Annotated in this window: 13 protein-coding genes and 4 pseudogenes; 6 read left to right on the forward strand and 11 right to left on the reverse strand. The window is 58.8% G+C overall.

Annotated features, from left to right (window positions below):
• Positions 1-261 (reverse strand): annotated as a pseudogene (locus ASB66_RS26300) (DEAD/DEAH box helicase); the annotation flags it as partial.
• 258 nt (positions 262-519) lie between these two features.
• On the opposite strand from ASB66_RS26300, the pseudogene ASB66_RS19595 reads away from it, so the two are divergent.
• The 4 genes and pseudogenes from ASB66_RS19595 to ASB66_RS19610 all read left to right on the forward strand — a co-directional run.
• Positions 520-1,713, forward strand: a pseudogene (locus ASB66_RS19595) (DUF4158 domain-containing protein); the annotation flags it as partial.
• Between the two features lie 78 nt (positions 1,714-1,791).
• Positions 1,792-2,625, forward strand: coding sequence for an IS5 family transposase (locus tag ASB66_RS19600; RefSeq protein WP_060720092.1), 834 nt, complete (start codon positions 1,792-1,794; stop codon positions 2,623-2,625).
• A 21-nt stretch (positions 2,626-2,646) separates the two neighbouring features.
• Positions 2,647-4,431 (forward strand): annotated as a pseudogene (locus ASB66_RS19605) (Tn3 family transposase); the annotation flags it as partial.
• Positions 4,432-4,487: 56 nt separating this feature from the next.
• Positions 4,488-4,961: pseudogene (locus tag ASB66_RS19610) on the forward strand (LysR substrate-binding domain-containing protein); the annotation flags it as partial.
• Between the two features lie 230 nt (positions 4,962-5,191).
• Here ASB66_RS19610 and ASB66_RS19615 read toward each other — a convergent pair.
• The 4 genes from ASB66_RS19615 to ASB66_RS19630 form a co-directional block, all read right to left on the reverse strand.
• Positions 5,192-6,697 (reverse strand): tripartite tricarboxylate transporter permease, encoded by a 1,506-nt coding sequence (locus tag ASB66_RS19615; RefSeq protein ID WP_060720093.1) that lies wholly within the window; start codon positions 6,695-6,697, stop codon positions 5,192-5,194.
• A 13-nt stretch (positions 6,698-6,710) separates the two neighbouring features.
• Positions 6,711-7,178, reverse strand: coding sequence for a tripartite tricarboxylate transporter TctB family protein (locus tag ASB66_RS19620; RefSeq protein WP_046802342.1), 468 nt, complete (start codon positions 7,176-7,178; stop codon positions 6,711-6,713).
• A gap of 39 nt (positions 7,179-7,217) precedes the next feature.
• Positions 7,218-8,294 carry a tartrate dehydrogenase gene (locus ASB66_RS19625; RefSeq protein ID WP_070167284.1) on the reverse strand — a complete coding sequence of 359 codons (1,077 nt, stop codon included), beginning with the start codon at positions 8,292-8,294 and terminating at the stop codon, positions 7,218-7,220.
• Positions 8,295-8,409: 115 nt separating this feature from the next.
• Positions 8,410-9,378 carry a tripartite tricarboxylate transporter substrate binding protein BugD gene (locus ASB66_RS19630; RefSeq protein ID WP_060719965.1) on the reverse strand — a complete coding sequence of 323 codons (969 nt, stop codon included), beginning with the start codon at positions 9,376-9,378 and terminating at the stop codon, positions 8,410-8,412.
• A gap of 148 nt (positions 9,379-9,526) precedes the next feature.
• On the opposite strand from ASB66_RS19630, the gene ASB66_RS19635 reads away from it, so the two are divergent.
• Positions 9,527-10,270: a GntR family transcriptional regulator gene (locus tag ASB66_RS19635; protein WP_060719966.1), complete on the forward strand. Its 744-nt coding sequence runs from the start codon at positions 9,527-9,529 to the stop codon at positions 10,268-10,270.
• On the opposite strand, the gene pyk is transcribed toward ASB66_RS19635, so the two are convergent.
• The 4 genes from pyk to ASB66_RS19655 are packed head-to-tail and all read right to left on the reverse strand — an operon-like array spanning position 10,256 to position 15,395.
• Positions 10,256-11,704 (reverse strand): pyruvate kinase, encoded by a 1,449-nt coding sequence (gene pyk / locus ASB66_RS19640; RefSeq protein ID WP_060720094.1) that lies wholly within the window; start codon positions 11,702-11,704, stop codon positions 10,256-10,258. The two genes, ASB66_RS19635 and pyk, sit on opposite strands and share 15 nt — an antisense overlap.
• 8 nt (positions 11,705-11,712) lie before the next feature.
• The gene (locus tag ASB66_RS19645) at positions 11,713-12,981 is read right to left on the reverse strand and encodes a glycerate kinase type-2 family protein (RefSeq protein WP_060719967.1); all 1,269 of its coding nucleotides are present in this window, start codon (positions 12,979-12,981) and stop codon (positions 11,713-11,715) included.
• Entirely contained in the window at positions 12,978-14,072 is a 1,095-nt protein-coding gene (locus ASB66_RS19650; RefSeq protein ID WP_032489007.1) for a tartrate dehydrogenase, read from the reverse strand. The genes ASB66_RS19645 and ASB66_RS19650 overlap by 4 nt, the downstream gene beginning before the upstream one ends.
• A 21-nt stretch (positions 14,073-14,093) precedes the next feature.
• Positions 14,094-15,395, reverse strand: a complete 1,302-nt coding sequence (locus ASB66_RS19655; RefSeq protein WP_060719968.1) for an MFS transporter — start codon at positions 15,393-15,395, stop codon at positions 14,094-14,096.
• Positions 15,396-15,518: 123 nt separating this feature from the next.
• Here ASB66_RS19655 and ASB66_RS19660 point away from each other — a divergent pair, with 123 nt between their 5' ends.
• On the forward strand, positions 15,519-16,433 hold the full coding sequence (locus ASB66_RS19660; protein WP_071206088.1) for a LysR family transcriptional regulator: 915 nt from the start codon (positions 15,519-15,521) through the stop codon (positions 16,431-16,433).
• Positions 16,434-16,556: 123 nt separating this feature from the next.
• Here the strand turns inward: ASB66_RS19660 and ASB66_RS19665 are convergent, their stop codons facing one another.
• Complete coding sequence (locus ASB66_RS19665) at positions 16,557-16,988, reverse strand: GlcG/HbpS family heme-binding protein (protein ID WP_060720095.1); 432 nt, start codon at positions 16,986-16,988, stop codon at positions 16,557-16,559.
• Between the two features lie 118 nt (positions 16,989-17,106).
• Positions 17,107-17,859, reverse strand: coding sequence for an alpha/beta fold hydrolase (locus tag ASB66_RS19670; protein WP_234613936.1), 753 nt, complete (start codon positions 17,857-17,859; stop codon positions 17,107-17,109).
• Between the last annotated feature and the right edge of the window lie 17 nt (positions 17,860-17,876).

Below are 17,876 nucleotides of genomic sequence, written 5' to 3' on the forward strand. Positions count from 1 at the left end.
GTTTCTCGAGAGAATTTTCACAAAGGAGACAAGCTTACTGAATTTCACATCCCATCCCGCCGGGCTGAGATTTATGATCAAATAAAGCAATCGATCCCAATGGTCGGGATTATCGGAGTTGAGGTAAGCTAAGCCACGCCATTCCTCGGGCTGTGCCTTCATATTCTCAGCGACCCGCATGATGAAATCTGAGTCACTGTTTTGCAGCACATTGCTCTTGCTCAAGCGCGCAAATTCCTCAGGTCCAAGGATGTTGCCCATCGTGCTCTTGTACTCAACGATTTTCTGGACCTGTTCGTGCGTCAGGGATTCACGGTGCAATTCCTCATCAATGTGGGGTCAGAACAAGAGCAGTTCGAAATCGTACGCTAAGCCCGAACGAAGCGTGAACAATGCCATAGCTCGGGTTTTAGGCATTCGATCTCTGTGGATTGCCATCGACATGCGCCAGTTTTGATTTCGCTGTCCGGCCCGACTCGACGACGCTCAGCGCAGATTGGTCATGGATGGAGTCAGGCAATGGCAAAGCGCAAGCTTCTCAAAGATCAAGATCGTCGAAAGCTTATCGACATACCAGTCGACGAGGACAGCCTGATCCGACACTATTCGTTGTCATTGGCGGATCGCCTGGAGATCGAACTGCGGAGACGTAATCACAACCGGCTCGGCTTTGCCATTCAGCTATGTCTGATGCGATACCCGGGTCGAGTGCTGGGGGCAGAAGAAATTCCGCCACGCGCCATGCTGAGATTTGTTGCTGATCAGATCGGCGCCGCCCCGGAAGCATTTTCGCTCTATGCACGCCGTGAAGAAACCCGTCGGGATCACACAGCACGGCTAATGATGTATCTGGATACGAGAAGCGCGACGCTACAAGATCGCCGCGCCGCGTTGTTGGTGGCAATTCATGCGTCGACCACGTCCGACGACGGTGCTGCGATAGTCAGTTCAGTTGTCGCCGCGTTTCGTGAACGCGGCGCTCTTCTACCGGCGATCGACACGATCGAACGGATTGGCCTTGCCGGCCGTGCGATAGCTCGCCGTTGGGCAGAGACAACTCTGATTAAAGACATCCCGCTCGATACGTTCCGATCATTGGACCGGCTGTTAGAAGTGGACCCGTCGATCGGCCAGACGCGCTTCCATTGGCTACGCTCAGCGCCAGAAGCACCAAGTGCGTCGAATCTGGTCGGGCTGACAGAGCGGATAGCCTTTCTGCGGCGGCTGGAGATCGATCCGACGTTACAGGCGCGCATATCAGCAGGACGGTGGGACCAGATGATCCGGGAGGGTAACGCAACCCCGGCCTGGCTTGCCAACGACTTCAATGCCAGCCGTCGCCACGCTCTGATTGTGGCTCAAGTCATCAAGCTTTGCCAGAAGCTCACGGACGATGCGGTGACGATGTTCATCAAACTAATGGGTAAGTTGTTCTCGCAAGCCAACAACCGAAAGAAGCAGCGGCAAATGGACTGCAGAGCGAACACCGCCAAAGCGCTGCGCATGTTCCTCGATACCATCTCCGCGCTGCAGTCCGCCAACGACCATGGTCGGAATGCATTGGCTGTTCTCGACCAAAGAGTCGGCTGGGACCGACTGCTTCGGATGAAACCTGAACTGGAGTCGATGGTCGACGACAACGAGGCGCCGTCGTTGACCGTAGCAGCCGAGCAATATGCGACCGTCCACAAATACACTGGTGCATTCCTTCAGAAGCTGCCTCAAAAAGAAGTGGGTGATTTCAACAGGTTATGATTCCTTCGGATTTGCAAAGATTCGATGGAGTTCACGATGGCCTGGACTGAAATCACCCGTCGGCAATATGCCCGGCGAACGGCACGCTACGCAAGTGACATGACAGATCGGGAATGGCTTTTGATGGAGCCTTTTCTGCCGATGCCCCGCCGCTTGGGCCGCCCCCGCACCACTGATTTGCGCGAGGTCGTCGACGCTCTGCTTTACATCGCCACGACTGGTTGCCAGTGGCGCATGCTGCCGAAGGATTTCCCGCCCTGTTCGACCGTCCAGCGTTATTTCTATGAATGGCGCGCGCTGGGACTTTGGGCGCGCGTCAACCATCATCTGGTGATGGAGGCCCGCGAGCTGGAGGGCAGAGAGGCAAGTCCGACGGCCGGTGTGATCGATAGCCAGAGCGTGAAAACCACGGAAAGCGGTGGCATACGAGGCTATGATGCGGGCAAGAAAACTAAAGGGCGCAAGCGCCATATCATCGTCGATACGCTTGGTCTGATGGTCGGTCTCATGGTTCACAGCGCCGACATCCAGGATCGCGATGGCGCTCCCGATCTCCTTAAATCCATCCGCCACAGGTGGCCATGGTTGCTACACGTCTTCGCCGATGGTGGTTACGCGGGCAACAAGTTGAAGCAACGGCTGAAGAAGATCGGGCGCTGGACGATTGAGATCATCAAGCGATCAGACAAGGCGAAAGGCTTCGAGGTTCTACCGCGTCGCTGGGTGGTCGAGCGGACCTTCGCCTGGCTCGGTAGATGCCGAAGATTGGCCAAGGACGTCGAACGCTCCATCGCATCAGCCGAGGCATGGATCATGATCGCCCACATTCGCCTGATAACCAGACGGCTCGCAAGGTATCGATATCGTTGAGGACTTTTCGAGTCCGACTCTCAGGCATTCACGTTCCGCTCGGCGCGTCGCCACGATCCACTTTTAGCGGCAATTGGACTGCTTAAACGGCTTTATGCCGAAAAGCGGCGGCCACTCCCTGATCGCGTCCCGCTCACCCACCTTAGCCAAACTGAGCGCCGGCTCATCTTCGAACGGGAAAAACCCGATCGCCGTCTCTACGAGATCGCAACGCTCGCTTCTTTGCGAGACCGGCTTCGATCTGCGGAGATCTGGGTCGATGGCAGCCGATCTTTCCGGCCCATTGATGAGCATCTGATGCCGCGAACAACATTCATCACGATGAAGGAAGAAGATCGTCTCGGTTTGGGGGTCCAGAGCGACGGCGCGCAGTGGCTTGCCGAAGCGAGTCAGATGCTCGAGTTCAACCTGCAGCGTCTGGCGCACAGGGCACGATCCGGAAAGCTCGAAGGAGTTCGTCTTGAAGCCGGAACCTTGATAATCACACCAACTGCCAGCGAAATCCCTGTGGCCGCGGAGGCACTGAATGCCGAGATCAGCGATATGTATCCGTTGGTCGAGGTTCCCGACCTGTTAAGGGAAGTGCATGAATGGACCGGCTTTGCGGATCACTTCACGCATGTTCGGACCGGCGACGTCCCAAAAAATGTTTCTGCAATGCTCGCTGGTGTACTGGCCGATGCTACGAACCTTGGCCCCAAACGAATGGCGGGTGCCTCCAAGGGGATTAGCGCTCACCAGATTGGGTGGATGCGCACATTCCACGCCCGATCGGAGACATACCGCACGGCTCAAGCGTGCATCACCGATGCCCACACCCAGCATCCGCATTCGCGCCTTTGGGGCAATGGCACGACGTCATCGTCCGATGGCCAATTCTTCCGTGCGAGCGACCGGGCTGCAAAGCGCGGCGACATCAATTTGCATTACAGTAGCGAGCCCGGATCGAAATTCTATAGCCATCTGTCAGATCAATACGGCTACTTCAGCATTTTGCCCATCAGTCCCACCGAGAGCGAGGCGGCGTATGTGCTCGATGGGCTATTCGATCAGGACACTGTCCTCGATATCCATGAACACTTTACCGACACAGGCGGCGCGAGTGATCATATCTTCGGGCTCTTCGCCTTGATCGGAAAGCGGTTCTCACCGCGACTGCGCAACCTCAAAGACCGGAAGTTCCACACGCTAGAAAAGAGCGGTGCATATCCGGCGCTGTCGAACCACATCGGGGCTCCGATCAATACCAGTCTGATTCTCGATCATTGGGACGATCTGCTCCATCTCGCTGCGTCGATCACGACGCGGTCCGTGGTGCCGTCTACGATACTCAAGAGGCTGTCTGCGTCGCCTAAGCAAAGCCATCTTGCGAGGGCGCTCCGCGAGCTCGGCCGTATCGAAAGGTCGCTCTTCATGATCGAATGGTACTCAAGTCCGGCACTACGGCGGAGATGCCAAGCCGGTCTCAACAAGGGCGAGGCCGCCCATAAGATGAAACGGGCTGTGTTCTTCCACGAGCGGGGCGAGATCCGCGACCGGTCGTTCGAGAGCCAAGCATTCCGCGCCTCAGGGCTCAATCTCGTCGTCAGTGCAATCGTGCACTGGAATACGGTCTATCTTGATCGCGCGGTCACACAGCTGAAACGAGCGGGACGAGACATTCCTGATACTCTGTTGAAGCACATCTCGCCGCTGAGTTGGGAACATATCAACCTTACAGGCATCTACACCTGGGATGCCGAACATCAGATGCCCAACGGATTTCGACCGCTCCGTCTGCCAGTCGGCCTACGGCGGGTCGCATAAGTTCTCATTCCGTTCGCCCTTAGCGTACGATTTTGCACTGCTCTTGTTCTGACCCCTACCTGCCGGATTCACGACACCATTCCGAACCGCTTTATCAATCCAGCGTATTATGCTGTTTCAATCCTCAATTGCTGAAGCTCTCCAATCCGGTGGATCTTGATGCCTATATGGCCGCACAACATGCGGTGATCTCGCAGACGGACAGCCTGCATGGCTGCGTCAAGGATGCGCTGGAGCATGCAGGTGCAGAATTGGAAGTCGTTGCGGCAGCTCCCGATTTCATGTCGATATTGGCAACGGCGCGTTCATCTGCGGTCATTGCCACCGTATCATCGCGTATTGCACTTCGTTATGGCCCGCTGTTGGGACTTGAGGTCAGCCCAGTGCCACTGGCGCTTTCTTTTCCACCCGTGGCAATGGTTTGGCCGCTCCACATGGACAGCGATCTGGGCTGCGCATGGTTGCGGCAGCAAGTACGTGAGGCGATGATGGGGAAGAACGAGAGCAACGTCGCGGATATCGCGGCGTGATTCCATAAAGATCAGGGGGTGTTTGATGGCCTCGCCTTGACGGGAATCGAACTTTCGGTTCCAGTTGTTTCGGTTAAGCCTTTGATCTGCAAGCCTGCTACAGCAACTGGGCGGCGAAAGTTTATTATAGAAAATAATCACACCATTCGGCGTTCGCGAAAGAAGGTAGCTCTTACACCCCATCACTTGAAAACTCGCCCTGGCGCCCGGGGACATGAAAATGTCCGGCATCAGTCATCCTCTACGAACACCTGATCGCGCTTGGAACGTATCGACGGTAGGAGCGCCAGGATTACGCAGACCAGACCCAGGCCGAGCAGCGATGCAGCGATCGGGTTTGTGACGAACACCGTCGCGTCGCCGCGGGAGATGATCATCGCCCGCCGGAGATGCTCCTCGAGCAGCGGCCCCAGAACGAATCCCAGCAGAAGGGGTGCCGGTTCGCAGCCCACACGGATCAGCACGTAGCCAAGTATGCCCGAGACGATGATTGCATAGACGTCGAAGGGGTTGTTGTTGATGGAATAACATCCGATCGAGGCAAAGATGACGATGGCCGGAAACAGCATGCGGTAGGGAATGGTCAGCATCTTCACCCACAGCCCGATCAGCGGCAGGTTGAGGATCACCAGCAACAGGTTACCGATCCACATCGATGCGATGATGCCCCAGAACAGCGCCGGCTGGCTGGTAATGACGTCCGGCCCCGGCGTGATCCCCTGCAGGATAAAGGCGCCAACAATGAGTGCCATGACTGGATGGGCCGGAATGCCGAGGGTAAGCAGCGGAATGAAGGACGTCTGCGCCGCAGCGTTGTTGGCGCTTTCGGGTCCCGCCACGCCTTCGATCGCGCCATGGCCAAATTCGGCCGGATTTTTCGACAGGTTCTTCTCGACCGAATAGCTGGCAAAGGACGCCAATACGTGACCGCCGCCCGGCAATACGCCGAGAAGCGAGCCAAGCGCCGTTCCCCGCAATACAGGGCCGATAATCCGCCGGAAATCGTCTCTCGTCAGCCAAAGGTTCGTGACGTGTTTCACTCCGATTTCGCGCGTGTGCTCGTTCTGAAGGTTGCGGAAGATTTCGGAGACCCCGAATATTCCAACAGCAATCGAAACAAAGTTGATCCCCTGCGACAATTCCAGGCGACCGAACGTGAAGCGCTCCTCGCCCGTATAGATGTCCTGGCCCACCGTCCCAAGCAGCAAGCCGATGACGATCATGCCCAGCGCCTTGAGGACCGAACCGTGAGCGAGTGAGATCGAAACGAGCAGCCCGAGAACGATCAGGGCAAAATATTCCGGCGCGCCAAATTCGAGCGCGATGGAGGCAAGCGGCGGAGCCGCGATCGCCAACAGCATTGTTGCCACGCAGCCTGCGAAGAAGGATCCGAGCGCCGCGGTTGCCAATGCTTGGCCGGCACGACCCTTTCGGGCCATCTGATAGCCATCGATCGCTGTGACAGCGGAAGAACTTTCCCCCGGCAGGTTGATGAGGATTGCTGTTGTGGACCCACCATACTGGGCGCCGTAGTAGATGCCCGAAAGCATGATCAAGGACGTTACCGGGGAGAATGTAAACGTGATCGGCAGAAGCATCGCGATCGTCGCTGTCGGCCCGATGCCGGGCAATACGCCAACGAGCGTGCCGAGCAGTACGCCAACGAAACACCAGACGATGTTTATCGGCGTGAGAGCCGTTTCGAAGCCAAGGGCAAGATTCGAGATCAGATCCATCATGGTGAGCACCTCATAGTCCGAAAACCGGCCCGAATGTCGGAATGGCAACTGCCAGCCCGACCTTGAAGACCAGATAGCAAAGAGTGGCAATGACGGCGGCCATCATAGCCGCCGATACCAGCGAGTTTCGGCGAGACGCGAGTGCCGTCATGAACGTGCACAGCAGGACGACGGGTACGAGCCCAAGATCGCGGGCTCCGGCCGCAAAGATGGCAAGTGCCAGACAGATAAGGACGAGCCCGCGCCAGGGCACGGAACCATCGGTCGGCTCCGGCTCACTGCGCAAGCCATCAAGGCCGATGACGACGCCTAGTGCGCCCAATACGAAAGCGAGCACCACCGGGAAAAAGCCCGGGCCCATCTGGGTCGCGGTCCCGAACTCATATCTTAGACCCTGCACAGCGAACGAGGCCGCGATGGCGATGAAGATGCCACCGGCAATCAGGTTTTTCCGGGTGTACTTTTCGAGTGTAGCCATGGTCTCCTCCCCTCTGGCGTCCCCTGACGGTCCTCCCGTTCAGATGATATTCGATCCTGCGATTGCGTTGCATACGGCTTCGGTGACTTGGCGGGTGTTGGCGGTGCCGCCGACATCGGGGGTCAGGATGCCCGCTTCGGTCACGCGCTCGACGGCGCTCATCAGCCGTGCGGCGGCGTCGCGTTCACCGAGATGCTCGAGCATCTGCGCGGCAGTCCAGAAAGTGGCGATCGGGTTGGCGATACCCTTGCCGGTAATGTCGAAGGCAGATCCGTGGATCGGCTCAAACATTGATGGGAAACGGCGCTCCGGGTCGATGTTGGCCGTCGGCGCAACCCCGAGGCTGCCAGCGAGAGCACCAGCCAGATCCGACAGGATGTCGGCATGCAGATTGGTCGCCACGATCGTATCCAACGTCTCCGGCTTCAGCGTCATGCGCACCGTCATCGCATCGACCAGCATCTTGTCCCAGGTGACATCCGGGAACTCCGTCGCCACTTCGGCCGCGATCTCGTCCCACATCACCATGCCATGGCGCTGGGCGTTCGACTTGGTGACGACAGTCAGCAGTTTGCGCGGGCGCGCCTGGGCCAGCTTGAAGGCGTAGCGCATAATGCGGGTCACGCCGACGCGGGTGAAGATCGCCACTTCCGTGCCGACCTCTTCCGGAAGGCCCCTATGGGCGCGGCCGCCATGGCCGGAATACTCGCCTTCGGAATTCTCCCGCACGATGACCCAGTCGAGATCGCCTGGACCGCAATTGCGCAAGGGCGGCGTGATGCCGGGCAGGATCTTCGTCGGGCGCACATTGGCGTACTGGTCGAACCCCTGGCAGATCGGCAGGCGCAGGCCCCAGAGCGTGATATGGTCGGGAACGTCAGGGGCGCCGACCGCACCGAAGAAGATCGCATCGAACTTCTTCAGCGTGTCCAGCCCGTCGGCCGGCATCATCACGCCGTGCTTCTTGTAATAGTCCGAACCCCAGTCGAAGGTTTCGGTATGGATCTTGAAGTCGCCGCTGCGCTGTTCCAGCGCCTCCAGAACCTGAAGACCCGCAGCTATAACCTCAGGACCAATCCCATCCGCAGGGATCGCTGCAATCTTGTATTCACGCATGGGAAGTTCGCTCCTGTTCAAGGGCTAGCGCTCAGGTCAAGCGCCGGACGCATGGCCCGTGGCCATGACGAATGATGGATCGGCGGCTTATTCTCAGCCGCCGACCAAACCGAGGTTACTTGCCGCTTTCGCTGATCAGCTTCGTCAGTCGCTCGACTTCAGACGCGAACTTCTGGTCAAGCGCCGCCGGTGTCGCCAGATCTTCCGATACCGGTGCGGTTCCAAGGCTCGCAAAACGCTCGATCACGACCGGATCCTTGAGTGCGGCGCGCAACGCTTCCGCAAGCTTGCTGCGGATGGCTTCAGGCGTTTCCTTGGGTGCCCAGAGCGCATGCCAGGCACTGAGCTCGAACCCTTGCAGGCCGCTCTCTTCCACAGTCGGAAGATCTGGCAGCACGCCAATCCGCGCCTTCGTTGTCACCGCATAGGGATGAACCTCACCGGCCTTGATCTGGGTCGTGGTGTTGGTCGTCTGGTCGCAGGCGAGATCGATGCGACCTCCAATGAGATCGGTCATTGCGGGGCCCATGCCCTTGTAAGGGACCAGAGTGATCTTGGTGCCGAGCGCGTCCTGCAGCAACCTGCCGCAGAGATCGGAAACGGCACCCGTGCCGGCGGTCCCGAAGGTGACGGCAGGCCCGTTTGCCTTCACATAGGAGAGGAGATCGGTGAACGTCTTCGGCTCGAAGTCCTTCCTGCCGACGACCGTCATCGGGACCTCGGTAATCAGCCCGACGCTCGAAAAGTCTTCGATCGGCTTGTAGGTCAGGTTCGGGTAGAGCGCAGCGAAAGTGGCCACCCCGATATGGTAGAGCAGCAACCGGTAGCCATCGGGGTCCGCCTGCGCCACTGTTGCGGCACCAAGCGAGCCGCCAGCGCCGCCCATGTTTTCGATCAGCACCTGCTGGCCAAGGGTCGTGGACATCGACTGCGCCACCAGGCGCGCCACGGTGTCACTCGGTCCACCTGCCGCTGCAGGCACCACGATTGTGATGGGTCGATCAGGATAGTTCTCCTGCGCCAGCACCATATGGCTGGACATGGCAAACAGGACACCTGTGAGGGACAACAGTACCTTTTTCATCGCGCTTTCCTCCCTGAGATCGCGAAGGATGCCTCCACATCCTTTTCCATGCTATCTTGCATGCAAGCTTACATTTATTGATGCGCGCCCGTTTGTCAAGCTCCAGGAGAGCGGCTATAACGAGCCTTGAAACAACGACAGGCAGTTCATGATCAGGACGATCGACATTCCCGGAGCCGCGCCACGCGATCCGGCCACAGAACAGAATTCAGCAAACTCCGACATCAACGGTTCGGGTCGGGTTTCTGCCGCCTATCTCGCCATCAAGGAGGCGATACGCTCCAATGCGTTTCCCCCCGGGTACCAAGCCGCAGAAATTGAAATTGCGCGTCAGCTCGGCATGAGCCGAACCCCGGTGCACGAAGCCATGGCGCGACTGCAGGAAGACGGACTGGTCCGGATACTTCCCAAGAAGGGCATCATCATCTGCGCCCTGTCTCCCGCGGACATCGAAGAAATCTACGAAGTCATCACCGCGCTCGAGGGTGCCGCGGCGGCACGGCTCGCCCGGCTGCCGATGGAGGAACGCGCGCCCGTCATCCAGCTTCTGAAGGCCGCCACAAAGCGGATGATTGAGGCATTGGCCGACAACGACCTTCCACGATGGGCTGTGGCCGACGAGGATTTTCATCAGACTCTCGTAGTAGAGAGCGGAAACAGCCGCCTCATGCGGATGGCGGGGACCGTCGCCGATCAATTGCATCGCGCCCGCATGTTCACCCTCAACCTACGGCCCTTGCCGCTGCACTCGGCCGGTGAGCATGCGGAAATCATAGAAGCAATCGAGCAGGGTGATGGGGATGCGGCGAGCCGCGCCGCACGGCTGCACCGCAAACATGCTCATGACGCATTGATCCCCCTTATTGCTCGATACAATCTACGCAATCTCTAGGTTGTCGGTTGCGGCGATCTGAACGACGCGGAGATTGTTGGTGCTGCCCTGTTGCGCAAATGGAAATCCCGCCACGATGACAATGTGATCGGAGGGACTTGCCAGCTTTGCTTCCTGCACCGCCTGTTGCGCATGAATCAGCGACGCCTCATAGGTGTGGACATCTTGTGATCGCACGCCGACAACCCCCCAGAACATGTTGAGCCGGCGCGCGACTTGTTCGGACGGAGTGAGAGCCAGAATTGGCAATGCCGGTCTGGCACGCGAAATTCTGGCCGCGGTTGTTCCGCTCGATGTATAGGCCACCACAACCGGCGATCCCAGAGCCACGGCAACGTTGGCTGCTGCAGTGGCAACTGCATGCGGCGGTGATTGAGCGACATCGGGTTCCGTTGCCTCAAGGATCGGCCGGTAGTGCTTGTGCTTCTCCGTCTTCTCGATGATCCGGTTCATAATTTCGACCGCCTCCACCGGGTAGGCGCCTGTTGCGGTCTCGGCGGAAAGCATGACGGCATCTGCCCCATCATAGATGGCACCGGCAACGTCCGAGGCTTCAGCGCGCGTCGGCGTTGGCGAACTCACCATCGAGTCGAGCATCTGTGTGGCGACAATCACGGGCTTGGCCGCTAGCCGGCATGCACGGATGATTTCCTTCTGCTTGCCCGGAACGTCCTCCGGCGGGATCTCCACGCCGAGATCACCTCGCGCAACCATGACGCTGTCCGAAAGCCTGACAATATCCTCGATGTCATCGAGGGCAGACGGCTTCTCGATCTTGGCAATGAGGCCAGCCCTGTCTCCAACGAGGGACCGGGCTTCGATCATGTCGCGTGCCCGCTGAACGAAAGAAAGTGCGACCCAGTCGACGCCAAGCTCGAGCCCGAATTCCAGGTCCTCACGATCTTTCGCCGTGAGCGGGGAAATGTCCAGGACAGCGCCGGGCACGTTGACACCCTTGCGGTTCGACAAGGCGCCTCCATTGAGGACCTCGCAAACAAGCCGCCCGTCCATCACCTCCATGATCCGGACTTTTATTCTACCGTCGTCGATCAGGAGGTCCATTCCGGGCACCGCCACCTCGAAGATTTCCCGATGAGGTAGCGGAATATCGTTCATTCCTTCACCACCCTCACGGCCAAGGATAAATCCGATGGTGGATCCAAGTGCGAGATCGAGCCTGCCATGTGCCAGAACTCCGATCCGGATCTTCGGACCCTGAAGATCCTGCAGCACGGCGATAGCAGCATCATGCTCCTGCTCAAGAGCTCGGATGTTCCTATAGACTTCCGCGTGATCGGCCCGGGCACCATGGCTGAAATTCAGGCGGAACGTATCGACACCGGCGAGAAACAGTGAGCGAAGCATGTCGGGCGAACTTGACGCCGGTCCGACCGTCGCGACGATCTTTGATCGCCGGTTGTTGCGTATGAACATGTCCAAACCTAACCTATGAGAATTGCGCGGATGTCGTTGACGTTCGTAAGCGTTGGGCCTGTGACCACCAGGTCGCCGATGGCCTTGAAGGCCGTGTAACTATCATGGGCAGACAAGGTCGCCCGTGGATCGATACCAGCATCGCGCATTCGGATAAGACTGTCCGGCGCGACCAGCGCACCGGCAGCATCCTCGACACCGTCGATACCATCAGTATCACCGGCGATGGCCCAGATGCCGGAAGCTCCCTTAAGGGCAACCGCAAGACTGAGAAGAAACTCCGTGTTTCTCCCACCGCGCCCCTCGGTCATGGCACCAAGGGAAACGGTACTCTCACCACCGGACAGGATGACGGCAGGTGCTGCTACAGGCAGGCCCTTGTCGCGGGCGGAGAGTGCGATGCCTGCCATGACACGCCCCATTTCGCGAGCCTCACCTTCCAGGGCATCTCCGAGGATAAGTGGACACAAACCGGCATCTAGCGCGGCCGCGGCGGCCGCTTCGAGCGCTATCGAGGGGGCAGCAACCAGCCGAATCTCGCCTGCGACCTCCCCTGCCTTAGGCGTCTCGTTGCCTTGCACAAGCACTGCGCGCGCAGACTCGGGCAGGTCAATTCCGTAGCGGGCGATGATGGCTGCTGCGTCTGCCAAAGTGGTAGGATCCGCGACCGTTGGACCCGAGGCGATCTCCGATGGATCATCACCCGGCACGTCGGAGATGATCAGTGTCACCAGTTTTGCCGGCAGTGCTGCGCGGGCCAGATGGCCTCCCTTGATAGCGGAAAGATGCTTGCGGACGGTATTCATCTCGGAGATGGTGGCACCGCTGGCAAGCAGCGCCTGATTGACCGCCCTTTTGTCGGTCAAAGTCATCTTGCCCGTAGGCGATACAAGCAATGACGAACCGCCGCCGGAGATGAGAGCCACCACGAGATCGTCCGGACCAAGGCCCTGAACCGCAGCGAAAATCTTCTCTGCAGCCTTGATGCTCATCTCATCCGGGACGGGGTGGGAGGCCTCCAGGATTTCGATGCGTCCCGCCGGAACGGCGTGGCCGTAGCGAGTGACCACGATGCCCGAGAGATCGACATCGGGCCAGGCGGCGTCGACCGCAGCCGCCATCGCAGCCGACGCCTTGCCCGCTCCCACCACAACGCAGCGACCTCTGGGACGCTCTGGGAGGTTGTTGACAACAGCTATTTTCGGATCCGCGCTGGCAACGGCTGCGTCGAAAATTCGACGCAGCACCTGGCGAGCGGACACATCGTTCCAGGTCATTCTGCAGCGGCCATCTTCAAGATATTCGATCCTGCGATTGCGTTGCATACGGCTTCGGTGACTTGGCGGGTGTTGGCGGTGCCGCCGACATCGGGGGTCAGGATGCCCGCTTCGGTCACGCGCTCGACGGCGCTCATCAGCCGTGCGGCGGCGTCGCGTTCACCGAGATGCTCGAGCATCTGCGCGGCAGTCCAGAAAGTGGCGATCGGGTTGGCGATACCCTTGCCGGTAATGTCGAAGGCAGATCCGTGGATCGGCTCAAACATTGATGGGAAACGGCGCTCCGGGTCGATGTTGGCCGTCGGCGCAACCCCGAGGCTGCCAGCGAGAGCACCAGCCAGATCCGACAGGATGTCGGCATGCAGATTGGTCGCCACGATCGTATCCAACGTCTCCGGCTTCAGCGTCATGCGCACCGTCATCGCATCGACCAGCATCTTGTCCCAGGTGACATCCGGGAACTCCGTCGCCACTTCGGCCGCGATCTCGTCCCACATCACCATGCCATGGCGCTGGGCGTTCGACTTGGTGACGACAGTCAGCAGTTTGCGCGGGCGCGCCTGGGCCAGCTTGAAGGCGTAGCGCATAATGCGGGTCACGCCGACGCGGGTGAAGATCGCCACTTCCGTGCCGACCTCTTCCGGAAGGCCCCTATGGGCGCGGCCGCCATGGCCGGAATACTCGCCTTCGGAATTCTCCCGCACGATGACCCAGTCGAGATCGCCTGGACCGCAATTGCGCAAGGGTGGCGTGATGCCGGGCAGGATCTTCGTCGGGCGCACATTGGCGTATTGGTCGAACCCCTGGCAGATCGGCAGGCGCAGGCCCCAGAGCGTGATATGGTCGGGAACGTCAGGGGCGCCGACCGCACCGAAGAAGATTGCATCGAACTTCTTCAGCTTGTCCAACCCGTCGGCCGGCATCATCACGCCGTGCTTCTTGTAATAGTCCGAACCCCAGTCGAAGGTTTCGGTATGGATCTTGAAGTCACCGCTGCGCTGTTCCAGCGCCTCCAAAACCTGAAGACCCGCAGCTATAACCTCAGGACCAATCCCATCCGCAGGGATCGCTGCAATCTTGTATTCACGCATGTCTTTTCTCCACTTTGAGATTTAACGATGTTGGACCGGGGCGACTTTGCCCCCGTTTTCCGGTGCGGTACGCGACAACACGAGCGTCACGATAGCGGATACGACCAGCAGACCGGCGACGAAGTAGAGCCCGCCCGCAAAGCTGCCCGTAGTGTCCTTGATCCAGCCGATCATCGAGGGGCCGACGAAGCCGCCCAGGTTGCCGATCGAGTTGATGGTAGCGATACCGGCTGCGGCCGCTGGTCCTGACAGGAAGAGCGTGGGCATGCTCCAAAGCGGCGGCTTCGAGCAGCTAATCCCGATGTTAACCAGCGTCAGCGCAATAAGGACGGTGAAGACGCTTGTCGCACCCGTGGCAAATGCAAGCCCGACGGCGGCAAGCAGACAAGCGCCGACGACATGCCAGGTCCGTTCACCGGTCTTGTCGGAATGACGCGCCCAGAGAACCATTGCAGCAACTGCGAAAATGCCCGGTACTGCGTTGATGAAGCCGACCTGAAGGGACGATAGGCCGAACTCCTTGATGATCTGCGGCGCCCAGATGCCGAGGGTGTAAAGGCCGGCGGACGTACCGAAATAGACAAGGGCGAGCGCGATAACCCGAATGTCAGCGAGCCCTGCAAGAATGCTGTGGCTGGCCTTGCCCTTTGCGGCCTGCTCAGCGTTCATCGTCTTCACAAGCCAGTTGCGCTCATCTTCCGAGAGCCACTTGGCTTTTTCCGGACGGTCGGTGAGGTAAAAGAGGACGACGACGCCGAGGATGACCGCAGGAGCGGCTTCAATCAGGAACATCCACTGCCAGCCGGCAAGACCGAGGAAACCATGCATCTCCATGAGCGCTCCGGAGATCGGCGAACCGAGGACGGTCGAAAGCGGGGCTGCGGCCATGAAAATCGCTGTCACTGCCGCACGTCGGCGAGCCGGAAACCAGAAGCTCAGGTAAAGGATAATCCCCGGGAAAAAGCCCGCCTCGGCAACGCCGAGAAGGAAGCGTAACGCATAGAAACTTGTTGTTCCCTGTACGAACGCCATGAGGCCGGACACGATCCCCCAGGTGATCATGACGCGGGCAATCCAGATGCGCGCACCGACTTTGTTGAGAATGAGGTTGGACGGAACTTCGAACAGGAAGTAGCCGACGAAGAAGATGCCTGCTCCGATACCGAAGACAGTCGAGGAAAATCCAAGGTCCTCGTTCATGGTCAGTGCGGCGAAACCGATATTCACCCGGTCCAGGAACGCTACAAAATAAAGCAGCATGATAAATGGCACGATGCGCAGAGTGATTTTGCGCAGAACGCGCGTCTCCAGGTCGCTGTTCATAGCGAACTCCTCCCAATGATCCGTTGGGCGCACCTCCTGCGCCTTCGGGAAAGACGTTAATTCGTACTTTCCTCCCAATCCACAATGCTTTAATTATATAATTAAATGATATAAAGGCATGTCATGGAACTGGAACAACTAAAATGCTTCGTCGCTGCGGCCGAAGAACTGCATTTCGGTAGGGCTGCACAGAAAATGGGAATGCTACCGGCATCGCTGGGACGGCATTTAAGACTGTTGGAGGAGTCCCTCGGCACTCGCCTCATGTCCCGGACAACCCGAAGTGTCGCCCTGACCGAAGATGGAGTCGCCCTGCTGGAGGAGGTGAGGCCCCTTCTCCATCGTCTCCAGACACTTGCGGAAGAGTTTCGATCAAGGAAAACTCAGCAGACGACCGTGCTCCGCATAGGTGCGATAGACAGCGCTGCAGCAGGTCTTATACCGCCGCTGCTGCATGATTTTCGGGAGCGATTCCCCGGGATCATCACGCAACTTGTCGAAGACAAGTCGATACGTCTCATTCCAAAACTGATTGCCGGGCGTCTGGATATCGTCTTTATTCGACCTCGAGACGGACTGAACCGGAATCTGGTCGTTCGCACCCTCACGCAGGAAACACCCGTTATTGCACTGCCTGTCACGCACCCGCTCGCGAACCGCGAGCGGATCTCCGTCGATGAACTGCGCGACGAGCCCCTCATCGTGCCAGAGCGTCGCTCTCGCCCCCACAGCTATGACCTGACCATGAAACTTTTCGAGGACGCCGGACTACACCCGCGCATAGCCCAAATTGCTGACGAGAAACAAACGATTATCAACCTCGTTGCGGCAGGAATCGGATCTGCCATCGTCCCCCGCTGGACCGCGAAACTCGCGGTATCCGGGGTGACTTTCGTTCCCCTCATGACGGTTGGCGGCATTTCACTCCGGAAACTGCCTCTTGCCGCAGCCTGGGCAAAAGCTGTTCGTGATCCCGGACGCGACCAGTTGCTGGAACTTCTCGACACAAATATCGACCGATATGCCGAGCAGGCGTAGGCTCGCCCGCCTCTTCATACCGTCTGTCTGCACCCGATAGAGAGGCGGGCGCCAACCTCTGGTTCCTCTTCGCTCTTGAACCAATTCGAACCAGCGCGATGGAGAGGGCAACCGCCACCTTGTTCATCTAGTTGCCCTGTCGACAAAGAGGCTTGTGCCCGTCTCAGCGATCTCCACATCCTGGGCCACCGATCCGCCACTTACACCAATTGCGCCGACAACGACGCCACCGATGCAGATTGGAAGGCCGCCACCGAACATGACTACTCTGCCCGCGTGACTCTGCTGAATGCCGTAAAGCTCTGCTCCCGGCTGGGCGATCCTCCCAAGCGCCTCTGTCGAGTTATTGAAGATGCGTGCGGTATAAGCCTTGTTGATCGCCAGCTCAGCCGATCCGGGCATGGCGTCATCCTGCCTGGCAAAGCCAAGCAAATGGCCTCCGGCATCAACAACTGCGACCGAACAGGGAACCCTGAATGCGTCGGCTTTCGCGACGGCGGCCTGAATGGCCCGCATTGCATCGACAAGAGTGAGGTTTTCGAATTTGGTTGTCATGATTGCGTCTCGCATCCGTTGCGTGCCTGGATTGGCCGCTTCAAAGGCGGCATTCGATTTTCGTTGAAGCATCGGGCACGCAAATATCTTGCGAGCCCGATGCGGGTTCTCCCGCCGCCTACTTTCCACTTTCTGCAGCTTTTTCGATGACGCGCACGACGGCCTGCGGCTGCGAGATGTAGACCGCATGGCTCGCCTCGATTTCGGTCACCTCAGCACCGGCACGCTTGTACATCCAGCGTTCGAGATCCGGATTGAGCGCCTTGTCCTGCGTCGAGACGATCGCGAATGTCGGCTTGTCATGCCAAGGAGCCCTAGTCACCGGCGTGGAAAAGGCCTTTTCGGAAACGAACACCTGCGAGATCGCCATCGTGGCCGAGATTTCCTTCGGCAGGTCGGCGGCGAAATCGGCGGCAAATTTCGCCGGATCGAGGTAGAGATATCCATCCTTGGTGGCCTTTACATCCTCGTTCGGCAAAGGCTTCGACTTGACGAGAGACAGTAAACTGTCGCCGATCTCGGGCATCAATGCCGAAACATAGATCAGCGACCTGACCTTCGGATCACTGCCGGCCTCGGTAATGATCTGGCCACCGTAGCTGTGGCCGACGAGCACGACGGGACCATCCTGCTGGTCTAGGACTCGTTGTGTCGCCTGCACATCGGCTTCCAGCGTTGTTTCAGGCTGCTGGACGATGCTGACCTTGTAGCCGTCCTTGGCGAGCAGATCGGCAACCGCCCTCCAGCCCGAGCCATCGGCAAAGGCGCCATGGACGAGAACAACATTCCTGACCTTGCTGTCCGCAGCGGCGGCAGCTCCGGTTGAGAGAGCGATCGAGGCCAGAAACGTTGCGCCTGCGAGAGATTTCATGATTCTAGACATTCCGA

This window comes from Gillisella vitis (assembly GCF_001541345.2).
Lineage (GTDB): Bacteria > Pseudomonadota > Alphaproteobacteria > Rhizobiales > Rhizobiaceae > Allorhizobium > Allorhizobium vitis.